Raw genomic sequence first — 23,788 nt, 5'->3', positions numbered from 1 at the left:
GGAGCCATCGCGAATCCAAAGGGGGGCAATCCTGGGCCGGGAAACCTTTCGCCCGCATTGCATGCGGAACGGAGGAATCCGGCTTGATGGGAGAATTGAACCGTGAGAGAGACCATTTTGAATTGTTTCAAAAAATCGGTGCTTCTGGGTGTGGGGATCCTGGCATTGGTTCCGGCGTCCGCCGAAGCGGAGGTGTTCCGCTGGATCGATGATGCGGGTATGGTGCACTACAGCGATTACCGTTCGGCCATCCCGGTGCAGTACCGGGACCAGATCAAAGACAAGGTTCCGCCCCTGGTAGATATGTTTGCGCAGGAAGGCATCCAGCAGGCCAAACTGACCACCGGCATGGGGGAAGGTCAGTCCATCGCCTCCGGTGAAGGATCTAAAAAAGAAGGAGCCGGGAAGGAAGAAGAGAGCGGTAAGGAAGGCGGCGGCGAAGGGGAAGAGGCCGGTCCGACCATCGACCCGGAACTGGCAAAACTTCTGGTGGAAACCCGCGACTACCTCGATTACGAAAATGCCGTGTACCGGCGCTGGATCCGTGCGGCGAAGTTCGACAAGGACGAGGGGCGGTTCTTCATCATGCTGGTCCACAAGCACCTGCCGCGCAAAGAGGAATTGATCAAGAAAATCGAAATCAGCGAAACCGCGAAATCCGTTCCCGTGCTGGAACAGGTGAAATTTCATTTGATGGATGAAGCCAAAGCGGACAAGGAAACCAAGGTGGGAGGCGGTGATTACCTTCAGCGGCTGGAGGATATGGAGCGGCGTTTGAAAAGCGCCCTCATCGCCAAGGACGGGTTTGTCAAAACTCTGACCAAGGAACTGGAAAAAGCCAAGGTCGGCGATAAGATGGTTTCGGAAATGCAGAAAGTCATCGAACAGGAAGAAGAGATTGCGAAGCAAACTCGCCCCTCTTCCATCAAGGTCGAGGAAGTGGGGAAAGAAAAACCGGAAGCAAGCGGCCAGGTTCCCCCGCCTCCCGGAATGTAAGGGGTTCGACTTCCCGGCTGGCAAGGGAGGGAAACCTCCTGATGATCTCCACCTCATCTCAACCAGACGTGTCGCGGCAGAGGCGGCAGGTGACTGAAGAGCAATAAAAAAGGGCGGCCCGCGGGCCGCCCTTTTTGTTTACATGGGATCGGTTGTTGTGTTGATCAGGCTCCGACTTCGAACCAGTCGATCAGGCTGACGTTGTCGTTCAGCACGGCGTTGGCGAGGTCGATGCCCTGGCAACTGTAATTGATCTGAAAGTTACCGCGGATATCGGCCTGTGCCTGGGTGCCGTTGCCCACCAGCAGGGCGCCGTTGATGGTGCCGGAACCCACACCCATGGTGTCGGTCGCGGTGCTGCTACAGGTGGTGCAGGCGCCGACCAGTATGATGCCGTTCCACTCCATGTCACCGGCAATGGTCAGGTTTCCGTCCACGATCAGGATGCCGCTTCCCGTCAGGTTGCCGGAGGTCTTCAGATCGCCGGTCACATAGGTGATGGTCGGATCGGTGTCGGTGCCGTAGGTGCCGCCGGCGAACTGCTGGTTGCCCGAGTAATAATTGGTAACCAGATCCGGGGTGCCGTCATTGTCGTTGTCTGCGGTCAACAGGGAATGCAGTTCCGTACCATCGGCGCTGGAAAACGTGGTCTGGTCGGTGACGAAATCCCGTGAGCTGGAATTGACGCCGACGTAGTTGCCGTCGTTGTTGTTGGGGTTGCTGTTGGGCACCTCGACGCAGGTGTCGGTGGCGGCGGTGGCGCAGTTGGACATGTTGGTGACCTCAGTGATCGGTCCCCCGGACTCGAATGCCACTGCGGACTTGCCGGTACAACTCGGGTCTGGATTGCCGTTCAGGTCGAGTCCGTTGCCGCCCGGAGAGTCGGCGCCGTTGATGCCGAACGAGTTACCGGAAATGTTGATGGCGGACAGCGGGCCGATCATGGTCAGCGCCGAAGGAAATGTGGACGGCGGAATATCGAACTTGTACAGATTGGCGCGAATGGTTTTTTCGACGCCGTTGTCGGACGTACCCACAGCAGTGATGACCAGCACCTTGTCCGTATCGACTTTGGTTTGGTCTCCACCTGGAGGTGAGGGGTCGTCCGGATCGATGTTGTCGTCCACGCGGATCTTGTACGTTCCACCCGCATAGCTGTATTCGTTGTAGTTGGCGCCATTATAGGAAACGACGGTGCCACTGGGTTCCAGCAGGCCGCCATTGGTGTTCAGGATGGTGTCCCGGTCCAGGGTCTTGGCAAGCCGGATAGCTTCCTGCACGCCCGCCTCGGAAATGTAGAACGCTTCCTTGGATTCCTGGTAGTTCGCGGTGCGCGTGTAATCGTTACGGGTCATGTTGATGGCGGCCGGAATGAGCCCGATCAAGACGACCATCATCAGGAGAACAACCACCAGCACCGCCCCGGATTCGTTCCGGTGGGACTGGGGTTCCCCGATGCTCCCTGTAATGCTGTGTGCCTGGTGTTTGTTTGAAGTAATCATGATCCCATGTTCCTCAAGTTAACATCGGTTTTAAGAGTGATATCTTTTGCAAAATCGTCCGGGTCTTCCATCACCAGTTCGATGCCGATCCGGCGGATGGTGTGAATGTTATTCGATCCGGTGGCGTTGCCCACGGAGCTGGTCCACCCGGAGTTGGTCAAAGGAACGGTCACGGTAGCGCCGGCGGAGTTGTAGTAAGTGAAGTTGACGGATTTGACATTGTGGACCAAAGGCACCACCGGGCTGGAGTCGTCGTAAAACAGGATGAGGTTGTTGGTGGCGTCGTGGGTGATCCGCTGGTACTTCATTTTGCTGAGTTGAACGGTTTCCGTGGCGACGGAAAAGGCCTGGTTCGGATACATTGAAAGGGTGACCCGGGTTCCGGCGACATTGGAACTAACGAAGCGGACCATGTTCCACTGGTCGGTCTGCTTGATGGTACGGAGCATCAGGTAACCATATCCCCCGGTACTCGTTTTCATTAGATTGGAATTCTGGACATCTATGGTTGTGTCGGATATGGCTACATCCGACGTCACGGGGGTGGTGGCGTTGTCGGTATTGCACCACCAAAAAACGTAGTTGGTACCCACGCTGTACAACCCGTGGCCGCGCGGCATGCCATAGCCGATGCGCCGCAGTTCCTTGGCCAGTTCATTGATGCCATTGCGTCCCGCGGCGCGGATCTGGGTGGCGGACTGTTCGGTGCGGATCACCTTTTCCTGCTTCATGAAGGTGTAGATCGCCGTACCCATCAGAACAGTAGTGAGGCCCATGACGATGATCAACTCGATCATCGAAAAGCCCTGTTGGTTTCGACTATATCGGGTCCATGTACGCATTATCGCCTCTATGTTTAATCCTGGTTGAGCCGGGTTTGCAGGGTCCGGGATTCAGTGACTCCAGAACGCTCCCAACTGACGGTAACCACAATGTCCGTCTGGTCCGATGTGCCGGAAATGGTCCAGGTGCGAGTGAACTTGGAGCCCCCGGGGTTTCCATCGGCATCCAGATTGTCCGAGCCGTTGTTGGCGTTGGTCAAGGTCGTGGTCAAAGCTTGGCTCTTGAGATCTTCCAGTCTTTCCGCGGCAAGAGTGGTGGCGAGCGTGGCCGATTCCAGGTGGCCGCTTTTATTCAGAAGGTTGCCGAGAAAAAAGTTGACCGTGAGCAGGCCCATCACCAGGATGGCCATGCCGATCAACAGCTCGATCAACGTGAAGCCGGATTCATTATTTGTGTGGTTTTCGCGAGGTTCCATGACTCCCCCGATGGATAAAATTATAAACCTCGTTCGCGTCTTCGGCTCTCATTTTTAAAGTTCCTAACTATAGGAAGCAATTTTTGAGCCGTTTTCGGTTCATTTCAGCATCCGCATATTCCATATCCCCTGAAAAAACTGATTTTCAAGGTCTAAAAAATTTTATCAAAACAGACGGCAAATCTAAAATATCGGCAATCCTAGTTGATAATGACAAATTTTGTCCGGAATCCGTTCACAATATCAGACATTTCGTACATGGAAAGAAACGGCGTTCTGGAATGCGGGATCTCTCCATTTTAATATAAACCTTTAAATTTTAAAAAGTTATAGTTGTTTGGTTGCGTTGCAGGGAGGCGGGTTATTTCCAGGGGACGTCGTCCTGGCCGGTATGATGCAGCACCCGGATTTCACCGGAGGTCTTGAGGAATTTTAGGGCGCGCATGTTTTTTGCGGTGATTCCCACATCCCATTTGGGGATGAGGTACACTGCGCCGTTGTCGCTGGTCTGGCCCAATGGGTTGAAGGTCAGCCGGGTTCCGCCACCAAACAGATGAACCGCCCGGTCACCGACGGGTTCCCCGTTCCAGACGTTTTTCAGGTCCGGCAATGAGCCACCGTAATATTGCAGGTGCTCGCCCAGTCCGAATTCCTCGTGAAACTCGCCTGCATCCACGGCGTCGTTGCCGTTGGTGTCTTCATGAACGCTGAAAGCATTCCTGTCTGGAAAAAACACAACGGAAACGGGCTTGCGTTTTTCCACCGCCGTGTTTTGTGCCATCACCAGCCGGTCGTAGAAGGTCACGACTTCCTGGTTGGCCTCGACGCCGCGCCACCAGTTGATGAGCTTCGGGAGGCCCATGAAAACCAGGATGAGCACAATCACCACACCGGTCACGATTTCCGCAATCGGCAGTTCTTTTTGCGGGCCGGCTTCCTGTTCCCGCTGAGGCTTGGCACGGTTGAAAGGGGGTTGGCGGATGGCCATCCTGCACGTCTCCCTTTTAGTTAGAAGGAAAAGGTTCCGATTCTCAGAATATAAAGGCGATTGAAAAAGTTAGAGTTATTCTATTTTAACAGAAAGTGGGTGAAACGGAAGGGTTTTCCTGTGGTCTCGGGACTTTCAGACAAGGGGGAAGCCGTCCTTGTGCAGGGGGATCACTTTATGCCGGGGTTGACCGGGATGAGTTGGATGTTCATCCGCTTTTCTTCGCAGAGGATGTCGAGAGCTCTTTCCACGGGTTTGATTCCTTTCGACAGGGTGCCTTCGATATGCAGGTAGAAGGTCGGTTTGGACGATCCCGGTTCGTCGTCGAAGTTGGAATCCAGATGCAGGATGTTGAGGCCGGCATCGGCGAGCGCGGTGGTGACGTCCTCCACAATGCCCTTGCGGTCTTCGGCATAGATGCTGACGCGGATGTCGGGCTGGCGGTGGTGTTCCAGTTTTCCGGGAACGGGATGGATGTTGAACGTGAGTCCCAGGTTGTCACTGATGGGTTTGATCACCTCAATCAGGTCTTCCTGGCTGCCTTCCCAGTGAACCATCATCATGATGGTGAAGTTGTCGCTGAGCGCGGCCATGGAGGACTCGCCCAGGTTGCATCCCGCTCTGCATAAAGATGCGCTCAAACGGGCAACAATGCCCGGTTGGTCTTTCCCCACCATCGAAAGCATGAACCAGTTTTCCATAGGATTTTCCCTGCGCCCCTTGGATTGATCTCTAACTCATTGTTTCAGAAAATATATTCGCTGTAAAGCAAAACGCCTCGATAAATCACTCCCTTGACGAGGGTTAGCTTTTCGGAACCTTGGTCAAGGTGGAAAACGCGGTTTTGAATTCGGGAGTTTAGCTTTAGAATACAAAAAGGGTGCATGATATACACCCAAGGATTTTTTGTCCACCACATAAGAGGACTTATGAAAACGACCAAACTGGTTTCGGCGGGATTGATCGTATTGGCGGCATTCTTTCTGTTTGTTGAAAATGCCGTCAGTGACGATGACAGGGTGCGCGCCAAAATCGCGATTGAAATCCGGAGTGATGATGACTCTTTCTGGGCTCGGGCCCGCGACAACATCACGGCCCAGGACAAACTGCGCATCGTGGTGATCCCCCGCTCCGACCTGCACGTTTATGTGATCTACTCGAATTACGAAAAGGCGCAGTTGCTCCTGCATGAAAAGGTGCCGGGAGAATCGGTGTTGAAACTGCCTGCCGGCGACAACTTCTTCCAGGTCGATGGCAGTAAGCCGCAGGAGGCGTTTTGGGTGGTGTGCAGTCCGGCTCCGTTGGAGGACATGGAAAAGGGTTTTTCGGGCAGGCAGGCCTCCCATGACCAGTGGGAAAAACTGGCCGCCGGCCTGTATGAAAAGGGCGGGATGGACATTGCTGAGAAAATGAAAAAGCCGATTTCCATGGCCGGAGCGGTGCGCAGTATGGACATGTCGGAAGATCAACTGAAAGAAGACCTGCTCACGTTCACCGGCCAAACCGTTCTGATCAAACGCTTCGTGTTTGATGTTGCGGAGTAAAAAGTTTTTAAAACTCATCGTCCTGCTGAATGCGGGACTGGTGCTGGCCCTGCTTGGATTCTGGCTGATGCGGGGAACGGTGTGGACCAGTTGGGATTTCCAGGTTCTCGACCGGTTCCACAAACGCGCGCTGGAGGAGGGCCGGGGGCCGGCGGCCTCGCCGCGCCTGCTGTACCTGCTGATCACCGACGACGCCTACGAGGACTTCGGAAAAAACGCGCTGGACCGCGGGTACATGGCGCGGGTCAACCGCATCCTGTCCATGCTCGGCCCGCAGGCGGTCATGTTTGATATCATCTTCGCCCGTGAAGGGGAGGCGGAGGACGATAAAAAATTCGCCCGTTCGCTCCGCCGCCTGCGCACCGCCTACCTCCCCATCGCGTTTCACCTTTCCCACTCTCCTCAACCCTTTCAATGGGACCCCGGCACGGTTTACGCAAGGCAAGGCGATAAAATCACCGCAACGCTGGATGAAAAGGGCGGCGGCATTCCTTTTTATGGCGATCAGCCGATCCTGCAAAACGACCTGTTCGCCGAAAAGGCGCGCGGCACCGGCCACATCAACGCACAGAACGATTCGGACGGGGTGTACCGCCATTTTCCCCTTGTCCTCAAACTGGATGACCGTTTTTTCCCTTCCATGCCGCTTCGGATGTATCTCGACTACGTGCGCGTGCCATTCGACAGCGTCCGCATCGAGTGGGGCCGGGCGCTCACCATTCCCGCACTGAAGGGAAGCCTGCTGGATGAGGACGTCTCCGTGCCCATAGACGAACGCGGTCAGGTGTACGTGCCGTACTCGGGAACCTGGGAAAACGATTTCCCCAAGGTGGCGGTCACGCGTCTGCGCGAGTTGTTCGCCGATGAGGACATGCAGGGCAACCTGAGCGAGTTTTTCGGTGGACGGTTCGTGATGCTGGGCGATGTGTCGCAGGGCATCAGCGACATCGGCCAGACCCCGCTGGAAGAAAACGTGCCGCTCATTGCCGTGCATGCGTCGGTATTGAACGGCCTGCTCGAAAACCGGTTCTATGATCGCTGGACGAACGGGCAGGTGTATGTGGTAATGGTGGCGTTCAGCCTGCTGGTCGGGTTGGCGGCGTGTTTCCGCAAGCTGTGGGTGTATTACGTGACGGGGGCGGCGGCCTTTGCCGCGGTTCTGGCTTTAGCGTGGTGGCAGTTCACGCGCTTCTCCCTGTTTCCGGTCACCTCCGCCACCGCCGCCTGCCTGGTGGTGTTTGTCGGCCTGGTGGTGGGATTGCAGGTGTCGCTGGCACGGCACGGCGCATTCATCCGCACGGCGTTTTCGCGCTATGTGCCGTCGCAGGTGGTGGAACAGCTTCTGGAGAATCCGGACCTCCTGCGTCTCGGCGGTGAGGAGCGGGAGGCGACGGTGCTGTTCTCCGATCTGGAAGGGTTCACCACCGTCTCCGAGACCATGCCGCCGCCGCACCTGGCTTCCCTCCTCAACGAATACCTGACGGAGATGACGCGCGTCGTCATCGAAAACGGCGGCATCATCGACAAGTACCTGGGTGACGGCATCATGGCGGAATTCGGCATCCCGCTGGCTCATCCCAACCACGCGGACCAGGCGGTGCGGGCCGCGCTATCCATGCAGGTGGCACTACGCAATCTGAACGCGGAATGGAAAAAGCAGGGCCGCGTGCAGGTGAACTGCCGCATCGGTATCCACACGGGACAACTCGTCGCGGGCAACCTGGGGTCGGACCAGGTGTTCGATTACACCGTGATCGGCGACTCGGTCAACCTCGCTTCCCGTCTCGAAGGGGTGAACAAGTTGTACCGCACACAGGTCATCATCTCGGAAAAAACGTACAAACTGCTCACACCGGAGGTGTTCCGGGTGCGGCCGCTCGACATCATCAAGGTCAAAGGCAAAAACGAACCGGTGCGGATCTTCGAAGTGTACGGGCTGGAGGTGAAGCCCGTTACGGAAAACGATACCGAATATTACCGGTTGTATGAGGAAGGATTTGCGTTGTACCTGCAACGGGAGTTTGCAAAAGCCGTTGAATGCTTCAACCGTGCGTTGAAACTGCGTCCCGACGATGCCCCCTGCCTGAACATGATCAACCGCATCGACCGGCTGGATGCGGATCGCTTGCCCGCGGACTGGGACGGTTCGACGGCGCTCGACTTCAAATAAAAAAAACTGCCCTTCAGTTAACTCCAGTCAGCGCCGGTCGCGGCGGAGTTTGTTCACCCGCGATTTCACCCATAACCGTGCACGCCGGATCTGTTTGCGCGTCATGTGTTTTTCCAGTTTCTCAAGCGCGTTTTTGGCGGCGGGGCTTTTGTACGAGGCGAGCAACATCCATTTGTAGGCCTCCACCACGTTGCGCCGCGTCCCCCAGGCTTCCACGTACATCCGCGCCAGCATCATCTGGGCCAGCGTTTCCCCGCGTGCCGCCTGCACTTTCAGAATACGCAGGGCGGTGGCATACCGTTTCAGTTGGATCGCATTGTGTGCGCGTTGAAGGGCGGTGACGCCGATGAGCTCCGGGTTTTTGGAGGTGTCGTTGTGGTCCGTTTCCGTCAGGGCGGGTGCGGGCGTCGGGTTGTCTTCCTGCAATCTGGTGTTTTCTTTTTCCAGCCGTACGTTTTCCGATTGCAGGCGGGCGATGGTCGCTTCCAGTTCACTCAACTCAGTTTCCGTACTCATCGTCTCCGGTGCCGCTTCCGGCGGTTTCGGGTCCAGCCGGAACACAAAGTCGCCCTTGTCCAGAAAAGGGTTGCGGATGCGTCCGTACTGCGGATGCTGGGATCCCTGTGAGTAATTCACCACCTTGGCCTGCAGGAACTCGCCCAGTTCCACGCCCGTCAGGTAGCCGTCGCCGTCGGAATCGCCTTCACCATTCAACGCGGCGATGAACTGGTCGCGGAAAATACTTTCGTCCGGCACCGTTTCTTCCGCGCTTCCTGCGGTCACGAACTGCCGTACCGGCTGGCTGGTTTTGTAACTGATGTTCTCCGGCACCGCGCGGGAGAGAGCGAAGATCGATCCGGAAAAGCAACTGTCGAAAAGGAACAGTGCGTGCTTGGACTCGATGCGCTTGGCGTACACCTCGATGCGTTCCATGTCCATCGCGCGCGCCAGGAACCCCTGCCGGTCACGGTTGGGATTGGGCGTGTCCGCAGGGACGATGTAACCCATGTCGCCGCCGTAGGCCAGCTTGAGAGTGTGACCGTGCCCGGCGAAATAAAACAGCAGGCGGTTGTCCACGCCGTGGCCGTAGCGGTTGATGAAATCGTTGAAGGCTTTCTGCATTCCTTCGTGGTCCGGGTTCATGACCACGACCACGTTGAACCCCTGCTTCTCCAGCGCACCCTTCACCAGGTTCACGTCCTTGGTGACGCCGGGCAAATCCGGCCAGCCCGCGGTGTAATCGCTGACGCCAATGATCAGGGCGTGACTTTCCTTGTACAGCCCCACTTGAGTGCCTTCTGCATCTTCGATGGGCACAATGCGAATGCCGCGTTCTTCAGCTAATGTAAGTGAAGGCAATGCCAGGGCCACGGTAAAGAATCCGGCCAGCAGGGCCGGGATAATGGAAATGGATTTCATGCCCCAAGACTCCCTTAGAAAAATTTCAATATGTCTTCGTAGATCGTAATCAGGTAGGCGGCACAGCCGATGCTGAGCGCCGGGCCGCCGAACAGCTTCAACCGCGTGTGCAGGGTGAGGTGATCCAGCACCTCCTCTTCTTTACGGTTGCTGATGAGGAACAACGAAGGTTGCGCCTTTTTGAAAACCATTTTGGTGTTGGAGTACAGTTTGGCGAACTGGTCGCGATTGTACTTGTCCACCATGCGCTGGCCGATCACCTTCGCTCCCCATTCCAACTCGTCGGGATTGAGCGCGCCGTCTTCATCGCGGTCGAACCGTTTTATCAGCTTTGGGTGCTTGAGCACCAGCTTCCTGGCTTTGAGAAAGGTTTTGAAATCGAGTTTGCGCTGCGCCGCGAGTTTCAGTCCCGAGTCTGCGAAGCCGAGAATGTAAACGGTTTCGCCCGCCATGAATTTCTTTTCGGTCACGCGGTATTTTCCGGAGGTGTTGTCCGCATCGCCCGTATCGAATTTTTTGAGTTCCGTCCGGTTGTCCGCCACGGCCTGTCTGAAGCGTTGCCGCACCTCGTCGCGCAGGTAACGGTCCAGGTGCTGGACGAATCCTTTGCCTTTCTGGATGATCTGCGCGCCTTCGGCGAAGACCAGCGCGTTGGCGCCACTGCCGTCTTCCACATAAAACCCTTCGTCGGAGTGGAGAGTGTCGATCGTCACCCAGCGCGTGGAGTTGCGGCTCCGCACCAGCTTTTCGATTTCCAGCGCGTAAAACACGCAGGGGTCGCCGCTCAATGGCGCGGTCAGCAGGCGGTCGTCATCGCACACGATTTTTCCGGAAATTTCGACATCCGTGCCCACGGCGCCGGTGGCGATGCGGGAGGTGGGGATGTCCTCCACCGTCCTCTTGGTTTTGAGGTCGCGGAATCCTTTAAAGAAAAAATAAATCCCGGCGAAGAACCCCATCACCGTGTACATGACGAGTTCCAGGTCGACCCGGACTTCGCTGGACGAATTGGCCAGAATGACGTGGGCCGTATAACCCCAATCCATCAAACGCTCCCCGTTTTGTCATCTCAATTATTCAGGATAACGGCTTGGCTGAAAATTTGAACTGTTTTATGGATGGGTGGTTGAGGAGGAAGTCGGCAGGACCGGAATCAAGTCCAATGCAAAGCCGAAATAAATTGAAATTTCGCAGGTAAGGGCAAAAAGAAAATGGCCCGTGGGAGCGGAAATGTTCCGCGTCTTCACGGGCCGGTGGGGGAGACGGGATTCATCAGGAATAATATGCGCCGTAGCGGTAGAGCTGGAGCTCGCGGACGATCTCCTGCTGATCCGGATCGAGAGGGGGTGCGGGCTGGTTCGAATGAGCGTCGGCGGAAATGCGGGTGTCGGGAACGTGCCGACGGCCGGGGTCCTCCGTGCCCACCGAATACAGGTTGTCGGCAAACTTTTCATTTTCCATGGTTGCGGTCATAGGCAATGGCCTCCTGAGTGAAGTTGGGACGATAAAATGATTTTCATTATGGACCCGTGTTCAGGCAACCGAGTGCACCTTGGGAGAAGGAGTCTCCCAGCCGGGTAGAAAAAAATAAAACTGAAAAGAGAAGGGGGCAAGGCCCGGCGGAAAAAAACTTTACGGATAGCCGGCGGGAAGAAGGGGGATCAGGAACGGGGTTTCCAACTGGCCACCCAGGAGTCGGCTTTCTGCTTCTCCGAGGTTTTGATGCGGGGGGTGATGAATTCCAGACTGCGCTGGGCGTCCTTGTTGCCCTTGGCCGCGGCCAGGGAATACCACTGGTACGCCTGCACAAGATCCCTTTTCACCACGTCACCGTTTTCATACATCATGGCAAGGTCCATCTGGGCCAGGGGTTGCCCGCGCTCGGCGGCGGGTTGCAGATAGGTATGTGCCTTTTTATCGTCGATCGCCACGCTTTTCCCGTGGTAATACATGTCGCCCAGAATCGCCTGCGAATCAATGTGACTTTGATCCGCCGCGAGGATGAGCCACTCACGCGCCTTGTTGAGGTCCTTTTCGGTGCCGATGCCTTCCATATACGCCTTGGCGGCGTAATACTGACCCAATGCGTAACCGCCCTTGCCGGATTTTTCAAACCATTCGAGGGCGGTGTGGCTGTCTCGTTTGTAACCTCCCGTACCGTTTTTATAAAACCAGCCGATCTCGAACAACGCCCAGGGTTGATTTTTATCGGCGGCTTTTCGGAACCAGTCTACGGCGGTTTGGAGGTCCCTCTCCACGCCGCGTCCATAGCGGTACATGTCGGCGACGTACCACATCGCCTCGGCGTTGCCGCGCTTGGCGAGGGTCTTGAAATGCGCCATGGCGGTTTTGAAGTCGCCCGACGTGTACGCGGTCACTGCCGCGTTGTAATCGGCCTTGGGCCGGAATGGGTTTGGCAGATAATCGAGAAACATGGCCGCGCCGGTGACCACAACCAGAAACACGGTGGCAAGGATGAGGGTCGATTGCCTGGTTTTGGGTGAAGGTGCGGCTGCTCCGGATTGCGGAGTGGAATTGATCGCGGGGGATACGGGAGGCGTCGGTTTGCCTGGAGCGGGGGGACGGGTTTGAGGACTCTGCGCCGATGTCCGGGCCGGGCTTTTCTGGGGCGGTGGTTTTTGGGGAGTTCCTTTGGGCGCCGGTTTGGGCGTGCCGCCAGCGCGGGGGGTGTTGGGTGGAGCTTGCCCCGCCGGAGGACGTCGGGGAGGCGGATTGGTATTTGGTTTGTCAGGCTTCTTTCTGTTGTCGGGCTCTTTGGACATGACTCCCTTTTTCCCCCAGGATCTTTTGGAAGCGAATTCCGTAAAAAACCTGCATCAATTATATCGGATTGCTGGAACATTGCAAAAAAAGTCATTAAAAACAAGGGGAAATCCTGTGCTGGGACCCGTTGATGAGGTAAGGCAAGGGGACATCCAGCTGGAAATCATATTGAATTTTGCCCGGTAACGGGAAAGCGGCGGAAGCGCCCGGCGCAGGAAAAGTTTTTCTTCCCCATGGGAGTGCGGACCTCCCGGACTCCTGAGTGATTGTTTCGATTTCCCTCTTCTTTTCGTTTTCTGATTTCTTTATCCTGATTGAAACGGAGTGGACTTCCTTCCTTTTCATGGATCCATTGCCCCGGATTTATGATTCTGCAGTTCAAATTTTAGATAAATTTTCCCAAAGTCAGGAGTTGTTGGTGTTCTGGGTGTACGCGATTTTCGTGTTGTTTATTATTTTGATGCTTGCGCTCGATCTCGGGGTGTTTCACCGGGATACGCATGAAATCAATATTCAGGAAGCCTTGTTCTGGACAGGGGTTTGGGTGTCCTGCGCACTGGTTTTCAATGTGCTGGTATATTTTTTGTACGAATACCAGTGGCTGGGAGTCGGAACCGATCTCCGTTACCAGAAAACGGGCGCGCAGGCGACGCTTCAGTTTTTTGTCGGCTACCTGCTGGAAAAATCGCTCAGCCTGGATAACGTTTTTGTCATCGCACTCATCTTCACCTACTTCAAAGTCCCCCTGCGTTACCAGCACCGGGTGCTGTTCTGGGGCATCTTGGGAGCCTTGGTGCTTCGCGGACTGATGATCGGTCTCGGCACGGTTCTGATCCAGCGCTTCGACTGGATCGTGTACGTGTTCGGCCTGCTGTTGCTGTGGACCGCGGTCAAGATGCTGATCGCGCGTCACGACAACCTGAACCCCGAAAAGAACCCGATCATCCGCTTCGCCAAAAAGAAACTGCCCGTAACCACCGACTTCGAAGGCGACCGGTTTTTGATTAAACGCGAGGGATGATGGATGGCCACGCCGCTGTTTCTCACGCTGGTGCTGGTGGAAAGCTCCGATTTGCTGTTTGCGGTGGACTCCATCCCCGCCATCTTTGCAGTCACGCACGACCCCTTCATCGTGTTCACGTCCAACATTTTCGCCATCCTGGGATTGCGTTCGTTGTATTTTGCGCTGGCGGAATTGCTGGAAAAGTTCCGCTACATGAAAATGAGCCTCACGTTTCTGCTGGCGTTTATTGGAGTGAAGATGATGTTATCGCATGTGCACCCGATCCCGAACCTGGTGTCGCTGGCGGTGATCGTCGGCATTCTGGCCGTGGGAGCTGTGGCCTCGGTACTGGGTGCCCATCGCGACACCGCGCCCCTGGTCTCTCCCGTCGCCAGGAACCTGCAGCAACTGGTGGGCTGGACGTACGACGGCGTCCTGCGCCTGTTCGTCATCCTTGTGGGCATCACGGTTTTGCTGACGGGGATTGTGATGATCATTCTGCCGGGCCCGGCGATCCTCGTCATTCCGGCGGGACTCGCCATCCTGGCGACGGAGTTTGCGTGGGCGCGCTGGTTGTTGAAAAAGTTTCGTAACAAGTCGAGCGCTTTGATGGAAAAACTGCCGCGAATGCTGAAGCGGAATGCGGACAAGGGCGAGTGACTGGGTTGGGGCCGACTTTCGCAATGGCAGTCGATGAAAGGGGAAATGGTTTCAAATACGTCAAGCCTGGGCTAAGATACATTACGCACGAGTGCAGTCACTTTTCATCGACAGGCGGTGCCCATGACCCAGGACACTTCGGTTTCGACGCCCACCGATAGTCAGGCAAACCTTACCCCGCTCTGGGAGTTCGTTCGGCCCGACGACTACACCCCGCCTGTCACCGCCGTCACCAGTACCGCCCTCCGCAAGTGGACCGCCTTCAAACAGCTTTTTGTGAAAAACGGGGATAACGGCGACAGCCCGTTCAAGGCCGAGGTCGAGCTGAAAACGCTCCCGGAAGTGCGCCTGCGCCATTTGGTTCCGCCCATCGATTGGAAAGAAATGGTCGGGGCCCTGGACGCGGAACTGGAAGATTGGCTGGAACTGCGTGCTCACGAAGTTCCCGTTCAGTTTGTTCTGTTCCAACCCCATACCGGACAGGAAGACCTGTTGCGCCAGTGGACCGACCGCCACGATGCGCTTTGGGTCGAAGCGCCGACACCGGAGCAAATCCTGAATGCCGATCCGCACTGGCTGGGCGAATGGCCCAACATCGATCGGCTTTGGGTCCTGCCGCATCTCGAACACTGTTTTCTGCGGCATGCCAATGGACTGGAACTGGTCCGCCGGTTTCTGGAATGGGCGGCCTCCGGCAGGCTGGGTCGCGGCCTCATCGGCTGTGACAGCTGGGGCTGGGCTTATCTGAAACGCGTCAGCCCTCCTCCTCAATGGAGTCCCCTGACCCTGCAGGCATTCGACGGCGAACGGTTGGCACGCCTGTTTACAAGCAAGAGAGATGCGGGAGGCCACAACAACTGTGTGCGTTTCCTGAATGCTAAAACAGGGAAAACCATTTTGTGTTCGCCACCGGAACAGGAAAGCGAAATCAGCTCGGAGTTGAACCAACTGGCCGCCCGGTGCCGGGGAAATTTTGGAATGGCCCTCGCTTATTGGAGCCGACGGTTGCGGGCCGAGCCGGATGAAGAAGAAACGCCGGCTGTGGAAGAGAAAGATGGAACCGAGGTGGGTCAGAGTGCGAAGGAAGAGTCTGTCTGGATGGCCCAGATGCCGGAGGAATTGACTCTGCCCGTGGAGAAGGACGAAAGCGTGGCCTTTGTGTTGCATGCCCTGCTTCTTCATAACGGGTTGACCACGGTTCTTCTAACCGAATTGTTATCGATTCCGGAATTCCGCATTGCGTCTTTGTTGCGCCGCCTGCAGGCAACGGGTGCGGTGTGCGAGGAGGCGGGGCGCTGGAAAGTGACCGCTCTGGGTTATTCCGCTGTACGGGAATATCTGAGCGCGCGGGATTATCTGCTGGATGGGTTTTGAGGCGAGTGATGGATAAAGAACAAATGTCTCAAGTATTCAAGACGCTCGATACGGTTGTGATGATTGAGCTGGTTGTGATCGTGGCCGGAGCGGTCGTGCTCATCCTGATCACGCAGAACCTCCTGCCCTGGGTGGCCAACCGCCTGCACGGCAAACCCCGGTTGTTCCTGCTGGCCATGGCGCCACTGTTGCGGCTGGTATTCATCCTTGGGGCATTCATCCTGAGCGTTCCCCTTGTCATTGAGCCGTCCCTGCAAAACATGATCGCGGTGCTGGGTTCCATTGGACTGGTGCTGGGATTTGCGCTTAAGGATTACGCGAGCAGTCTGGTTGCCGGCGTGGTGGCGGTGGGCGAACGGTTGTACCGAAACGGGGACTGGATCGAGGTGAACGGAGTGTATGGAGAGGTGACGCACGTAGGGGTGCGCACGGTGCGGATCGTCACCGCGGACGACACGGCGGTGTATATTCCGCACCAGAAGTTGTGGACCGAGTTGATCTCCAATGCCAACAACGGCACGCCGCACCTGCAATGTGTGGTGCATTTTTACCTGCATCCCCAACACGATGCCGCGGAGATCCGGCAGGTCCTGCACGACGTGGCGCTGACCAGTCCTTACCTGTATTTCGATCTGCCTGTTTCGGTGGTGGTGCAGGAAAAACCGTGGGGCACGCATTACCGCCTGAAGGCGTATGCCGTCGATCCCCGCCACCAGTTTCGGTTCATCACCGACCTCACCGTTCGCGGCAAGACCGCGCTGATCGAACGCAATGTCCGGTTTGCCCTGACCCCGGGGCAGGCCGGGCAGGATGCCTTCTTGGCCTCGGGGTAGGCAAACTCACCCCATCAACCCCTTGCGGTAGTCGTCGAAAGCCTGCACCAGTTCCGCTTCCGTGTTCATCACAAAGGGACCTTGTCCGGCTATGGGTTCGGCAATGGGCTCACCGGAAAGCAACAGCAGGCGCGCCTCTCCCTGTGCGGATAGATGAACGGCCTTGCCTTCGCGGGTGAATCTCACCAGTTGGGCGGTCTTCGCGGTTTTGTTTTGGTTGAGTTCCACCGAGCCCGTCACCGGCACCACCGCCGTGTTGTGACCGGAAGGGACGGTCAATTCCATCTTCCCTCCCGCCGGGATGGTGATGTCCCAGATATTGATCGGCGTGAAGGTGAGCGCGGGGCCGCGTGTTCCGTCGTACTCCCCGGCAATGACGCGAAGCTTCCCGCCGTTCACCGCAACGGTTGGAATGCGTGACGAGGGGATATCCTGGTAACGCGGCGGTGACATTTTGTCCTTTGCGGGCAGGTTGACCCACAACTGCACGGCGTGGAACGTGCCGCCTTGTTCGGTGAAAGATTGGGAATGGAATTCCTGATGCACGATGCCGGAGGCGGCGGTCATCCATTGCACGTCGCCGGGCTTGAGGTGGCCGCTGTTGCCTGCGAGGTCCTTATGGTCCACCTCGCCTTCATAGACGATGGTGACGGTTTCGAATCCACGGTGCGGGTGCTGGCCCACGCCGCGCGGCCTGGAGGCAGGCGGGAACTCCATGGGGCCGGCGAAGTCGAACAGCAGAAACGGGCTCAACGCTTCGCCGTAGTTGTCGTAAGTGAACAGGGTGCGCACGGGAAACCCGTCGCCCACCCAGTGTTGTGCGGGTATGTTTAAAACTTCCTCGATCTGTTTCAATTGGGCCATGATGCCTCCTTCGCATGAATGAAAGCCAGCCCCCTCTCGTTAATAGAGTATCATCGAAACACCCGTTCGAAAAACACCTGCATGGATTTCCAGGCGCGTTCGTCCGCCTGTTTGTTGTAAACCAGGCTGTCGATGTTGAACTTCTGGCGAAACTCATCGGCCTGCGGGTTGGTGTAGCTGTGCTTCACGCCTTTCAGGTTGATGTAGGTCACGTCTGCGTTGGCCTCGAACATTTCCTTCATGAACCCGGCCACCCGGTCGGCGGGAAGAAAGCCGTCCTCCGAGCCGTTGATGACGAGGATCGACGCCTTGATATCGCCCTTGCTCACCGGCGGCTGATCCGGCAGGGCGCTGTGGAAGGCGACCACGCCGTCGAGGTCCGCACCGCCGCGCGCCATGCGGAGGGACACTGCGCCGCCAAAACAGAAGCCGATGGCGCCGATGCGCTCCGCATCCACCGTCGGCTCCGACTTCAGGATTTCCATGGCGCGGTTGAATTTCGCCTGACTGCCTTCCCAGTCCTTGAACGCGGCGTTCATGAACTCACCCGCTTTTTTGGGATGGTCGGCCAGCTTGCCGTCGCCGTACATATCGAGCGCCAAAGCGGTGTAGCCCAGCTCCGCCAGCATGCGCGCGCGGTTCCGGGCGTGTTCATTGTGGCCCCACCATTCATGCACGACGAGGATGCCGGGGCGCTTGCCCTCGACTGCGTCGTCGTAAGCGATGAAGGCTTTCAGCTCGACGCCGCCCAGTTTGTGAGTGATCTCCCTGGTCTGGATGTCCGCGTAAGCGGGCGGGGCGACCAGCAGGCAGGCCAGCGTGAGCGTGGCAAATGAAATCGTTTTCAGGAAACGTTGAGTTTGGGATCGGAACACGTTATCTTGCCTCCAGAAGAGAGGGTTGAAGGCCATCGTCCCCGAAGACCGTGGGGAAGGAAAAGGGATGGCTTGGTGCAAACCGGGTTCCTTCCCTGTGGAAGGGAAGGAGTAGCCCCAAGGGGAATCGAACCCCTGTTTCCGGCGTGAGAGGCCGGCGTCCTAACCGCTAGACGATGGGGCCACGCTATCAGATACCGCCGCCGTCCCTGTTGATCAGGGGCGGACCACTGCCTTTTCGCTGTTTCTTTTTCTCCTGCCGGATGCGCTCTTCCGCTTCCAGGTCGCGCTTGTTGAGGCGGCTGACCAGGTACACCATCATGAAGTACGAAGGCACGCCCATCACCACCCAGGTGATGAAAAACTTTCCGGCAGGGGAAACCGGGGTGGGATTCGTCTCGGCGGCGGGGCCGGTGAACAACATGTTGACGGCCCACATGATGAGGCCGAACACGATGCCCAGCAGGGACGCCACCGCCGTCTTGTGCATCAGCTCGTTGGGATACAGGCCGGACAGGATGTGGAAGTCTGTCACGTACGCACCCAGAATGCCGAGCGTGGCGAAAATGAACATGGTGAACAGAAGGAAGTCGCTGACCACGGCCACCGTCCCTACCAGGTTGTAAGCCGGGGCGCACAATCCGAGCAGGAAAGGGTTGCGATAGATACTGCTGGCCGCCATTCACTCCTCCTGTAAAAAATAAAAAAATGGCTCGGGTACAAGGATTCGAACCTCAACCTTCAGAGCCAGAATCTGACGTCCTACCATTAGACGATACCCGAGCGTTGAGTCTATTTTATGTGTTAAGTCTTCCGGTTTCAAGGTGATTTGACAAACGGGGTACAATATTAAAACACCTGTGGTTTCCGGGTCAATGGGAGGATGGATTGATTTTTCATATTTTTAACGAAATGGCGTCGATGCCGGGGCGGCCGCTGTGCGGGTGATCGGCGGCGGCCTGAAAGGCACGCGGCTGAATCCGCTGAAAGGGCTGACTCTGCGCCCCACGCTGGACCGGGTGCGGGAATCCCTGTTCAACATCGTCGGCGGCGGCATCGAGGGTGCGCGGGTGCTGGATCTGTTCGCCGGTACCGGCGCGGTGGGCATCGAAGCCCTGAGCCGCGGCGCCCAGCGGGTGGTGTTCGTGGAATCCAACCCGCGGGTGCGCGATCTCCTGCAAAACAACCTGCAAAAATGCCGTCTGACGGGGCCGGACGCCGATGCGGCGGGTTGGACCCTGCTGGCCACCACAGCCCGGCAGGCCATCGACCGCCTCGCCCGCCAGGGCGAGGTCTTCGACTGGGTGTACGTGGACCCGCCGTTCGACGCGGATCTGTACGGGGAAACGCTTAAAGCGCTGGCGGAATCCGGAATCCTTGCCCCGGAGGCGGAGGTGGTGGCCGAGCATTTTCACAAAACCGCCCTCGCCGAAAACTATGTTAGACTGAAAAAACGTGAAACCCGGCGGACAGGCGACACCTGTTTGTCTTTTTTTTATTTGGAAGACGGTTGATCCATGACGGAATCGCAGGCAGTTGAGATCGGCACCGACAGCAAGGTTGTCGTCGCCATGAGCGGCGGGGTGGACAGTTCCGTCGCCGCGGCCCTGCTGAAGGAGCAGGGATTCGACCTGGTCGGCATCTCGCTCCAGTTGTGGAATTACAGCTGGGACACGGACAACCGCTTCGGCACCTGCTGTTCGCTGGATGACCTGGGCGACGCCCGCCGCGTGGCGGAGCGGATCGGCATCCCGTTCTACATCCTCAACCTGGAAAAAGAATTCCGCGAAGGCGTGGTCGATTACTTCGTCGATGAATACCTGAAGGGCCGCACGCCCATTCCCTGCACCGCCTGCAACAAGAAGCTCAAGTTCGACGAACTGATGCGCAAGGCGGAGGCGTACGGTTACGATTACATTGCCACCGGCCACTACGCCTCGGTGGTGAAGGACGCAAACGGACGCTACACCGTCAGGCGCGGACGCGATGCGTCGAAGGACCAGAGTTATTTCCTGTTCAACCTGTCGCAGGAGCAGTTGTCGCGTCTCGTGTTTCCGCTGGGCGACATGGAGAAGAAAGAAGTGCGCGGCCTTGCCGAAAAGTACCGCTTGAATGTGGCGGGCAAGGCGGAATCGCACGAGATCTGTTTCATCCCCGACAACGATTACGCCAAGTTCATTGAGAGTGAAGTGGACGCGGCGCTGTTTCGTCCCGGAAACATCGTCAACGCCGACGGCGATGTGCTGGGCACGCACAAGGGGTATCCCGCCTACACCATCGGCCAGCGCAAGGGACTCAACCTGGGTGGCCTGCCGGAACCATACTACGTGACCGCCATCGACACGGTCAGCAACGAGGTGGTGGTGGGGCCGAAGAACGACCTGTTCCGCGAGGAATTCACGGTGAGCGGCGTGACGTGGCAGTTGGATCACTGCGAGGCGTTCGAAGCCGAGGCGCAGATCCGTTACCGCCACCAGCCGGTGGCCTGCGTGGTGACGCCGCTTCCGGGCGAGCGCGCGCGCATCCAACTGGAACATCCCCAGCCCGCCATCACACCGGGCCAGTCCGCTGTGTTTTACAATGACGACTGCATCGTCGGTGGAGGATGGATCGAATGACATCCCCCCTGCAGGTTGCCGTGGAGGCGGCGCAGGCGGCGGGTCGCATTCAACGCGAGCGCGCCGACTGCATCGGTGAAATCCGCTACAAGGGCGACATCAACCCCGTCACCGAAGTCGATCTTCTCTGCGAAAAAGAAATCATCGACCGCATCCACAAAGCCTTTCCCGGCCACGCCGTGCTGGCGGAAGAGTCCGGGGAGACGGTCGGCCACGCCGATCACCAGTGGGTGATCGATCCCCTCGACGGCACCATCAACTACGCGCATGGCTACCCGTGCTACTGCGTGTCCATTGCCTATCGCCACGCAGATGAAACCGTGGTGGGTGTGGTGTACAACCCCAGCCTCGACGAGTTGTTCGTCGCGGAAAAAGGGAAGGGGGCGACGATGAACGGCAAACCCATCGCCGTCTCGCCCCTCGCCAACCTCAAGCAAAGCCTGCTGGTGACGGGTTTCGCCTACGATATCCACACCGCGACGCACAACAACCTCGACCACTTCATCAATTTCATCGGTGCCTGCCAGGCGGTGCGCCGCGCCGGCTCGGCCGCGCTCGACCTGTGCTACACGGCGATGGGGCGATTTGAGGGGTTCTGGGAATTGAAGTTAAATACCTGGGACTACGCGGCGGGGGTGTTGATCCTGCAGGAAGCGGGCGGCCGGGTGACACGTTTCGACGGCACGCCGTTTCAATACGGCGACCGCGAGATCCTGACGTCGAATGGACTCATCCACGACGCCATGATCGCCGTCCTCAAAAAAGGCAATAGCCGCGGTACGCTGATGAAGTGAAGCCGGTTACTTGTCCGGTTTGATGAGGTAGGTGTAGCCGGACAGGCCTTCCTTGTACAGGTGGAGAAACTGATCCGCCTCCTGCTGACTGAGTGTTCCGTTCTGCACGCTGTGGAACAGGAAGCCCGCCATGCGCCCCGCCAGCTCTTCCGCGCGGAACTGCACGTAGTCGAGCACGTCGGTGACGTCTTCCCCCTCGATGATCTGTTCGTACTTGAGCGTGCCGTCCTTTTTCAATGACACGTGCACCGTGTTGGTGTCGCCGAACAGGTTGTGCAGGTCGCCCAGGATTTCCTGGTACGCGCCGGTGAGGAAGATGCCGATGCGGTACGGATCGCTGTTCACCGGGTGCAGGGGCAGGGTGCGTTCCATGTTGTGGTTGCCGATGAAGGTGTCGATCAACCCGTCGGAGTCGCAGGTCAGGTCCATCAGCGTCGCCTCGCGCGAAGGGTGCTCGTCAAGGCGTTGCAGGGGCACGATGGGAAACACCTGGTCGATCGCCCACGAGTCGGGAAGCGACTGGAATACGGAGAAGTTGCAGAAGTATTTGTCGGCGAGCCGCTGGTTGAGCGTCTTGAGTTCGTCCGGCATGTACTTGAGGCGCGACGCCAGGTCCTGGATCTTGCGGCAGATGACCCAGAACAGCTTGTCGGCGATGGCCTTGTCCTTGAGCGAGATCATCCCCAGCGAAAACTGGTTCTGCGACTGGTCCTTGAGGTCCAGCGCGTCGTGCCAGGACTCGGTGATGTTCTTGTTCGACGCCTGCTCGAGGACGTAGTGCAACTCCTGCACCACGCTCGGCGCGTCGTCATCGATCTGGAAATCGTGATCCGAGTCCGGAAACGAGGCCACCTCCAGCACGTTGAACACAAGGATGGAGTGGTACGCCGTCATGGCGCGGCCGGATTCCGAGATGATGTTCGGGTGCGGCAGGTCTTCCGTCTCGCAGATTTCCGAAAGGTGGTAGATGACGTCGTTGGCGTACTCCTGCACGGTGTAGTTGGTGCTGGAAGCGAAGGTCGATTTCGAGCCGTCGTAGTCCACGCCCAGCCCGCCGCCGACATCGATGAACTTCAGGTTGCAACCCATCTTCATCAGTTCGGAATAATACCGGCCGACCTCTTTCAGGCTGTTTTTGATGCGGCGGATGTTGGTGATCTGACTGCCGAGGTGGAAGTGGATGAGCTGGATGGAATCGAGCGCTCCCGCTTTGCGGGCGATCTCCACCGCCTCAACGGTTTCCATCGGGCTCAGGCCGAATTTCGAGTACTCGCCGCCGGAAGACGCCCAGCGTCCGGCGCCGGCGGAAAACAGCTTGATACGCAGGCCGATGTTCGGCGTGATGCCGAGCTCCTTCGCCACACGAAGGGTCATGTTGAGCTCCGACAGGCGCTCGACCACGATGAACACGCGCTTGCCCAGCTTCTGCCCCATCAGCGCCAGGCGGATGAACGACTCGTCCTTGTAACCGTTGCAGATGAGCAGGGCCTGGGGGTTGTCCATGATGGCGAGGATGGCGTGGAGTTCCGGCTTCGACCCCGCCTCAAGCCCGATGTTGTGGTCGCGGCCGAACTTCACGATCTCCTCCACGACCTGCCTCTGCTGGTTGACCTTGATCGGGTACACGCCGTGGTACTCGCCGGTGTAGTTGTGGTCGGCGGCGGCCTTCTTGAACGCATGGGCCAGCTTGGCGATGCTGGACTTGAGGATGTCGGAGAAGCGGATCAGCACCGGCAGGGAATAGCCCTTGGCCTTGATGTCGTCCACCAGCAGTTTCAGATCGACCGTGTGTTCGTTGGCCTGGTCCGGACGGACGGTGATGTGGCCTTTTTCGTTGATGCCGAAGTAGCCGCACCCCCATCCGTCGATGTTGTACAATTCCTTCGATTTTTCAATGGTCCATTTCTGCATTCCGGATCGGTGTCCCCTGGTGAGCGTTCTTGCGAAAATGAGTGTATGGTTCAGTTTTAAAAGAGACTGCCGGACGATGTCAAACAGAAAACGGCCGTGCAGTCCGTGCCGTGGTCAAAAGCGGTTTTGGCGGGTAGGGGATTTGTGCTATAAAAGCCGAACCTCGTTTCCCAATCTCATGGTAACAGCCTTTCA

General features: G+C 57.5%; 23 protein-coding genes, 2 tRNA genes and 1 pseudogene. 11 read left to right on the top strand and 15 right to left on the bottom strand.

Annotated elements, in window-relative coordinates; all coding sequences use genetic code 11:
- Positions 1 to 102 precede the first annotated feature (102 nt).
- The gene (locus tag J2S31_RS10190; RefSeq protein ID WP_237098983.1) at positions 103 to 996 is read left to right on the top strand and encodes a DUF4124 domain-containing protein; all 894 of its coding nucleotides are present in this window, start codon (positions 103 to 105) and stop codon (positions 994 to 996) included.
- A 164-nt stretch (positions 997 to 1,160) separates the two neighbouring features.
- Here J2S31_RS10190 and J2S31_RS10185 read toward each other — a convergent pair whose 3' ends face one another.
- From J2S31_RS10185 to J2S31_RS10165, 5 genes are all read right to left on the bottom strand, one after another.
- Positions 1,161 to 2,498 (bottom strand): hypothetical protein, encoded by a 1,338-nt coding sequence (locus tag J2S31_RS10185; RefSeq protein WP_237098982.1) that lies wholly within the window; start codon positions 2,496 to 2,498, stop codon positions 1,161 to 1,163.
- Complete coding sequence (locus J2S31_RS10180) at positions 2,495 to 3,340, bottom strand: PilW family protein (RefSeq protein WP_272908745.1); 846 nt, start codon at positions 3,338 to 3,340, stop codon at positions 2,495 to 2,497. The genes J2S31_RS10185 and J2S31_RS10180 overlap by 4 nt, the downstream gene beginning before the upstream one ends.
- Positions 3,341 to 3,354: 14 nt before the next feature.
- Complete coding sequence (locus J2S31_RS10175) at positions 3,355 to 3,756, bottom strand: type IV pilus modification PilV family protein (RefSeq protein ID WP_237098980.1); 402 nt, start codon at positions 3,754 to 3,756, stop codon at positions 3,355 to 3,357.
- Between the two features lie 361 nt (positions 3,757 to 4,117).
- A complete protein-coding gene (locus J2S31_RS10170) occupies positions 4,118 to 4,744 on the bottom strand; it encodes a GspH/FimT family protein (RefSeq protein WP_237098979.1) in 627 nt (208 codons plus the stop codon).
- A 170-nt stretch (positions 4,745 to 4,914) separates the two neighbouring features.
- The gene (locus J2S31_RS10165) at positions 4,915 to 5,445 is read right to left on the bottom strand and encodes a glycine cleavage system protein R (RefSeq protein WP_237098978.1); all 531 of its coding nucleotides are present in this window, start codon (positions 5,443 to 5,445) and stop codon (positions 4,915 to 4,917) included.
- Positions 5,446 to 5,673: 228 nt separating this feature from the next.
- Here J2S31_RS10165 and J2S31_RS10160 point away from each other — a divergent pair, with 228 nt between their 5' ends.
- Together J2S31_RS10160 and J2S31_RS10155 are read left to right on the top strand one after the other, a co-directional pair.
- A complete protein-coding gene (locus tag J2S31_RS10160; RefSeq protein ID WP_237098977.1) occupies positions 5,674 to 6,288 on the top strand; it encodes a hypothetical protein in 615 nt (204 codons plus the stop codon).
- On the top strand, positions 6,275 to 8,458 hold the full coding sequence (locus tag J2S31_RS10155; protein ID WP_237098976.1) for a CHASE2 domain-containing protein: 2,184 nt from the start codon (positions 6,275 to 6,277) through the stop codon (positions 8,456 to 8,458). The genes J2S31_RS10160 and J2S31_RS10155 overlap by 14 nt, the downstream gene beginning before the upstream one ends.
- Before the next feature lie 27 nt (positions 8,459 to 8,485).
- Here the strand turns inward: J2S31_RS10155 and J2S31_RS10150 are convergent, their stop codons facing one another.
- The 4 genes from J2S31_RS10150 to J2S31_RS10135 form a co-directional block, all read right to left on the bottom strand.
- Positions 8,486 to 9,877, bottom strand: a complete 1,392-nt coding sequence (locus J2S31_RS10150) for a caspase family protein (protein ID WP_237098975.1) — start codon at positions 9,875 to 9,877, stop codon at positions 8,486 to 8,488.
- A 14-nt stretch (positions 9,878 to 9,891) separates the two neighbouring features.
- Positions 9,892 to 10,923, bottom strand: a complete 1,032-nt coding sequence (locus J2S31_RS10145) for a hypothetical protein (protein WP_237098974.1) — start codon at positions 10,921 to 10,923, stop codon at positions 9,892 to 9,894.
- A 226-nt stretch (positions 10,924 to 11,149) separates the two neighbouring features.
- Positions 11,150 to 11,350 carry a hypothetical protein gene (locus J2S31_RS10140; protein WP_237098973.1) on the bottom strand — a complete coding sequence of 67 codons (201 nt, stop codon included), beginning with the start codon at positions 11,348 to 11,350 and terminating at the stop codon, positions 11,150 to 11,152.
- Positions 11,351 to 11,538: 188 nt separating this feature from the next.
- Entirely contained in the window at positions 11,539 to 12,312 is a 774-nt protein-coding gene (locus J2S31_RS10135; protein ID WP_237098972.1) for a tetratricopeptide repeat protein, read from the bottom strand.
- Positions 12,313 to 12,529: 217 nt separating this feature from the next.
- Here J2S31_RS10135 and J2S31_RS10130 point away from each other — a divergent pair, with 217 nt between their 5' ends.
- The 5 genes and pseudogenes from J2S31_RS10130 (at position 12,530) to J2S31_RS10110 (ending at position 16,531) form a co-directional block, all read left to right on the top strand.
- Positions 12,530 to 12,847, top strand: a complete 318-nt coding sequence (locus tag J2S31_RS10130; protein WP_237098971.1) for a hypothetical protein — start codon at positions 12,530 to 12,532, stop codon at positions 12,845 to 12,847.
- 157 nt (positions 12,848 to 13,004) lie between these two features.
- A pseudogene (locus J2S31_RS10125) lies at positions 13,005 to 13,922 on the top strand (TerC family protein); the annotation flags it as partial.
- Entirely contained in the window at positions 13,923 to 14,324 is a 402-nt protein-coding gene (locus J2S31_RS14630; RefSeq protein ID WP_336886604.1) for a PGPGW domain-containing protein, read from the top strand.
- A 123-nt stretch (positions 14,325 to 14,447) separates the two neighbouring features.
- A complete protein-coding gene (locus tag J2S31_RS10115; protein ID WP_237098970.1) occupies positions 14,448 to 15,698 on the top strand; it encodes a hypothetical protein in 1,251 nt (416 codons plus the stop codon).
- Positions 15,699 to 15,706: 8 nt separating this feature from the next.
- A complete protein-coding gene (locus J2S31_RS10110) occupies positions 15,707 to 16,531 on the top strand; it encodes a mechanosensitive ion channel family protein (RefSeq protein WP_237098969.1) in 825 nt (274 codons plus the stop codon).
- Between the two features lie 6 nt (positions 16,532 to 16,537).
- Here J2S31_RS10110 and J2S31_RS10105 read toward each other — a convergent pair whose 3' ends face one another.
- From J2S31_RS10105 to J2S31_RS10085, 5 genes are all read right to left on the bottom strand, one after another.
- Positions 16,538 to 17,386 carry a pirin family protein gene (locus J2S31_RS10105; protein WP_371831653.1) on the bottom strand — a complete coding sequence of 283 codons (849 nt, stop codon included), beginning with the start codon at positions 17,384 to 17,386 and terminating at the stop codon, positions 16,538 to 16,540.
- Positions 17,387 to 17,445: 59 nt separating this feature from the next.
- Positions 17,446 to 18,270 carry a dienelactone hydrolase family protein gene (locus J2S31_RS10100; RefSeq protein WP_237098967.1) on the bottom strand — a complete coding sequence of 275 codons (825 nt, stop codon included), beginning with the start codon at positions 18,268 to 18,270 and terminating at the stop codon, positions 17,446 to 17,448.
- A 112-nt stretch (positions 18,271 to 18,382) separates the two neighbouring features.
- Positions 18,383 to 18,454: transfer RNA gene (locus J2S31_RS10095), tRNA-Glu, on the bottom strand.
- Positions 18,455 to 18,460: 6 nt separating this feature from the next.
- A complete protein-coding gene (locus tag J2S31_RS10090) occupies positions 18,461 to 18,952 on the bottom strand; it encodes a hypothetical protein (protein WP_237098966.1) in 492 nt (163 codons plus the stop codon).
- Between the two features lie 27 nt (positions 18,953 to 18,979).
- Positions 18,980 to 19,053, bottom strand: a tRNA-Gln gene (locus J2S31_RS10085).
- A 155-nt stretch (positions 19,054 to 19,208) separates the two neighbouring features.
- Here J2S31_RS10085 and rsmD point away from each other — a divergent pair.
- From rsmD to J2S31_RS10070, 3 genes are read left to right on the top strand one after another with little or no spacing between them, the layout of a single operon-like run.
- Positions 19,209 to 19,784 (top strand): 16S rRNA (guanine(966)-N(2))-methyltransferase RsmD, encoded by a 576-nt coding sequence (gene rsmD, locus J2S31_RS10080; protein ID WP_237098965.1) that lies wholly within the window; start codon positions 19,209 to 19,211, stop codon positions 19,782 to 19,784.
- Positions 19,785 to 19,787: 3 nt separating this feature from the next.
- Positions 19,788 to 20,888, top strand: a complete 1,101-nt coding sequence (gene mnmA, locus J2S31_RS10075) for a tRNA 2-thiouridine(34) synthase MnmA (RefSeq protein ID WP_237098964.1) — start codon at positions 19,788 to 19,790, stop codon at positions 20,886 to 20,888.
- Entirely contained in the window at positions 20,885 to 21,682 is a 798-nt protein-coding gene (locus tag J2S31_RS10070; RefSeq protein WP_237098963.1) for an inositol monophosphatase family protein, read from the top strand. Before mnmA ends, J2S31_RS10070 begins: the two co-directional genes overlap by 4 nt.
- A 6-nt stretch (positions 21,683 to 21,688) precedes the next feature.
- On the opposite strand, the gene speA is transcribed toward J2S31_RS10070, so the two are convergent.
- Positions 21,689 to 23,593, bottom strand: coding sequence for a biosynthetic arginine decarboxylase (speA, locus tag J2S31_RS10065; RefSeq protein ID WP_237098962.1), 1,905 nt, complete (start codon positions 23,591 to 23,593; stop codon positions 21,689 to 21,691).
- Positions 23,594 to 23,788 lie beyond the last annotated feature (195 nt).

This window comes from Nitrospina gracilis Nb-211 (assembly GCF_021845525.1).
In the GTDB taxonomy this organism is placed as follows: domain Bacteria; phylum Nitrospinota; class Nitrospinia; order Nitrospinales; family Nitrospinaceae; genus Nitrospina; species Nitrospina gracilis_A.
This window is presented reverse-complemented; position numbering and strand designations above follow the sequence as displayed.

Bases quoted from the DNA above. Each gene is read 5' to 3' on its own strand.
- J2S31_RS10185 (WP_237098982.1), bottom strand. From the start codon at position 2,498: ATGATTACTTCAAACAAACACCAGGCACACAGCATTACAGGGAGCATC.
- J2S31_RS10180 (WP_272908745.1), bottom strand. From the start codon at position 3,340: ATGCGTACATGGACCCGATATAGTCGAAACCAACAGGGCTTTTCGATG.
- J2S31_RS10175 (WP_237098980.1), bottom strand. From the start codon at position 3,756: ATGGAACCTCGCGAAAACCACACAAATAATGAATCCGGCTTCACGTTG.
- J2S31_RS10170 (WP_237098979.1), bottom strand. From the start codon at position 4,744: ATGGCCATCCGCCAACCCCCTTTCAACCGTGCCAAGCCTCAGCGGGAA.
- J2S31_RS10165 (WP_237098978.1), bottom strand. From the start codon at position 5,445: ATGGAAAACTGGTTCATGCTTTCGATGGTGGGGAAAGACCAACCGGGC.
- J2S31_RS10160 (WP_237098977.1), top strand. From the start codon at position 5,674: ATGAAAACGACCAAACTGGTTTCGGCGGGATTGATCGTATTGGCGGCA.
- J2S31_RS10155 (WP_237098976.1), top strand. From the start codon at position 6,275: ATGTTGCGGAGTAAAAAGTTTTTAAAACTCATCGTCCTGCTGAATGCG.
- J2S31_RS10150 (WP_237098975.1), bottom strand. From the start codon at position 9,877: ATGAAATCCATTTCCATTATCCCGGCCCTGCTGGCCGGATTCTTTACC.
- J2S31_RS10145 (WP_237098974.1), bottom strand. From the start codon at position 10,923: ATGGATTGGGGTTATACGGCCCACGTCATTCTGGCCAATTCGTCCAGC.
- J2S31_RS10140 (WP_237098973.1), bottom strand. From the start codon at position 11,350: ATGACCGCAACCATGGAAAATGAAAAGTTTGCCGACAACCTGTATTCG.
- J2S31_RS10135 (WP_237098972.1), bottom strand. From the start codon at position 12,312: ATGTTTCTCGATTATCTGCCAAACCCATTCCGGCCCAAGGCCGATTAC.
- J2S31_RS14630 (WP_336886604.1), top strand. From the start codon at position 13,923: ATGATGTTATCGCATGTGCACCCGATCCCGAACCTGGTGTCGCTGGCG.
- J2S31_RS10115 (WP_237098970.1), top strand. From the start codon at position 14,448: ATGACCCAGGACACTTCGGTTTCGACGCCCACCGATAGTCAGGCAAAC.
- J2S31_RS10110 (WP_237098969.1), top strand. From the start codon at position 15,707: ATGGATAAAGAACAAATGTCTCAAGTATTCAAGACGCTCGATACGGTT.
- J2S31_RS10090 (WP_237098966.1), bottom strand. From the start codon at position 18,952: ATGGCGGCCAGCAGTATCTATCGCAACCCTTTCCTGCTCGGATTGTGC.
- mnmA (WP_237098964.1), top strand. From the start codon at position 19,788: ATGACGGAATCGCAGGCAGTTGAGATCGGCACCGACAGCAAGGTTGTC.
- J2S31_RS10070 (WP_237098963.1), top strand. From the start codon at position 20,885: ATGACATCCCCCCTGCAGGTTGCCGTGGAGGCGGCGCAGGCGGCGGGT.
- speA (WP_237098962.1), bottom strand. From the start codon at position 23,593: ATGCAGAAATGGACCATTGAAAAATCGAAGGAATTGTACAACATCGAC.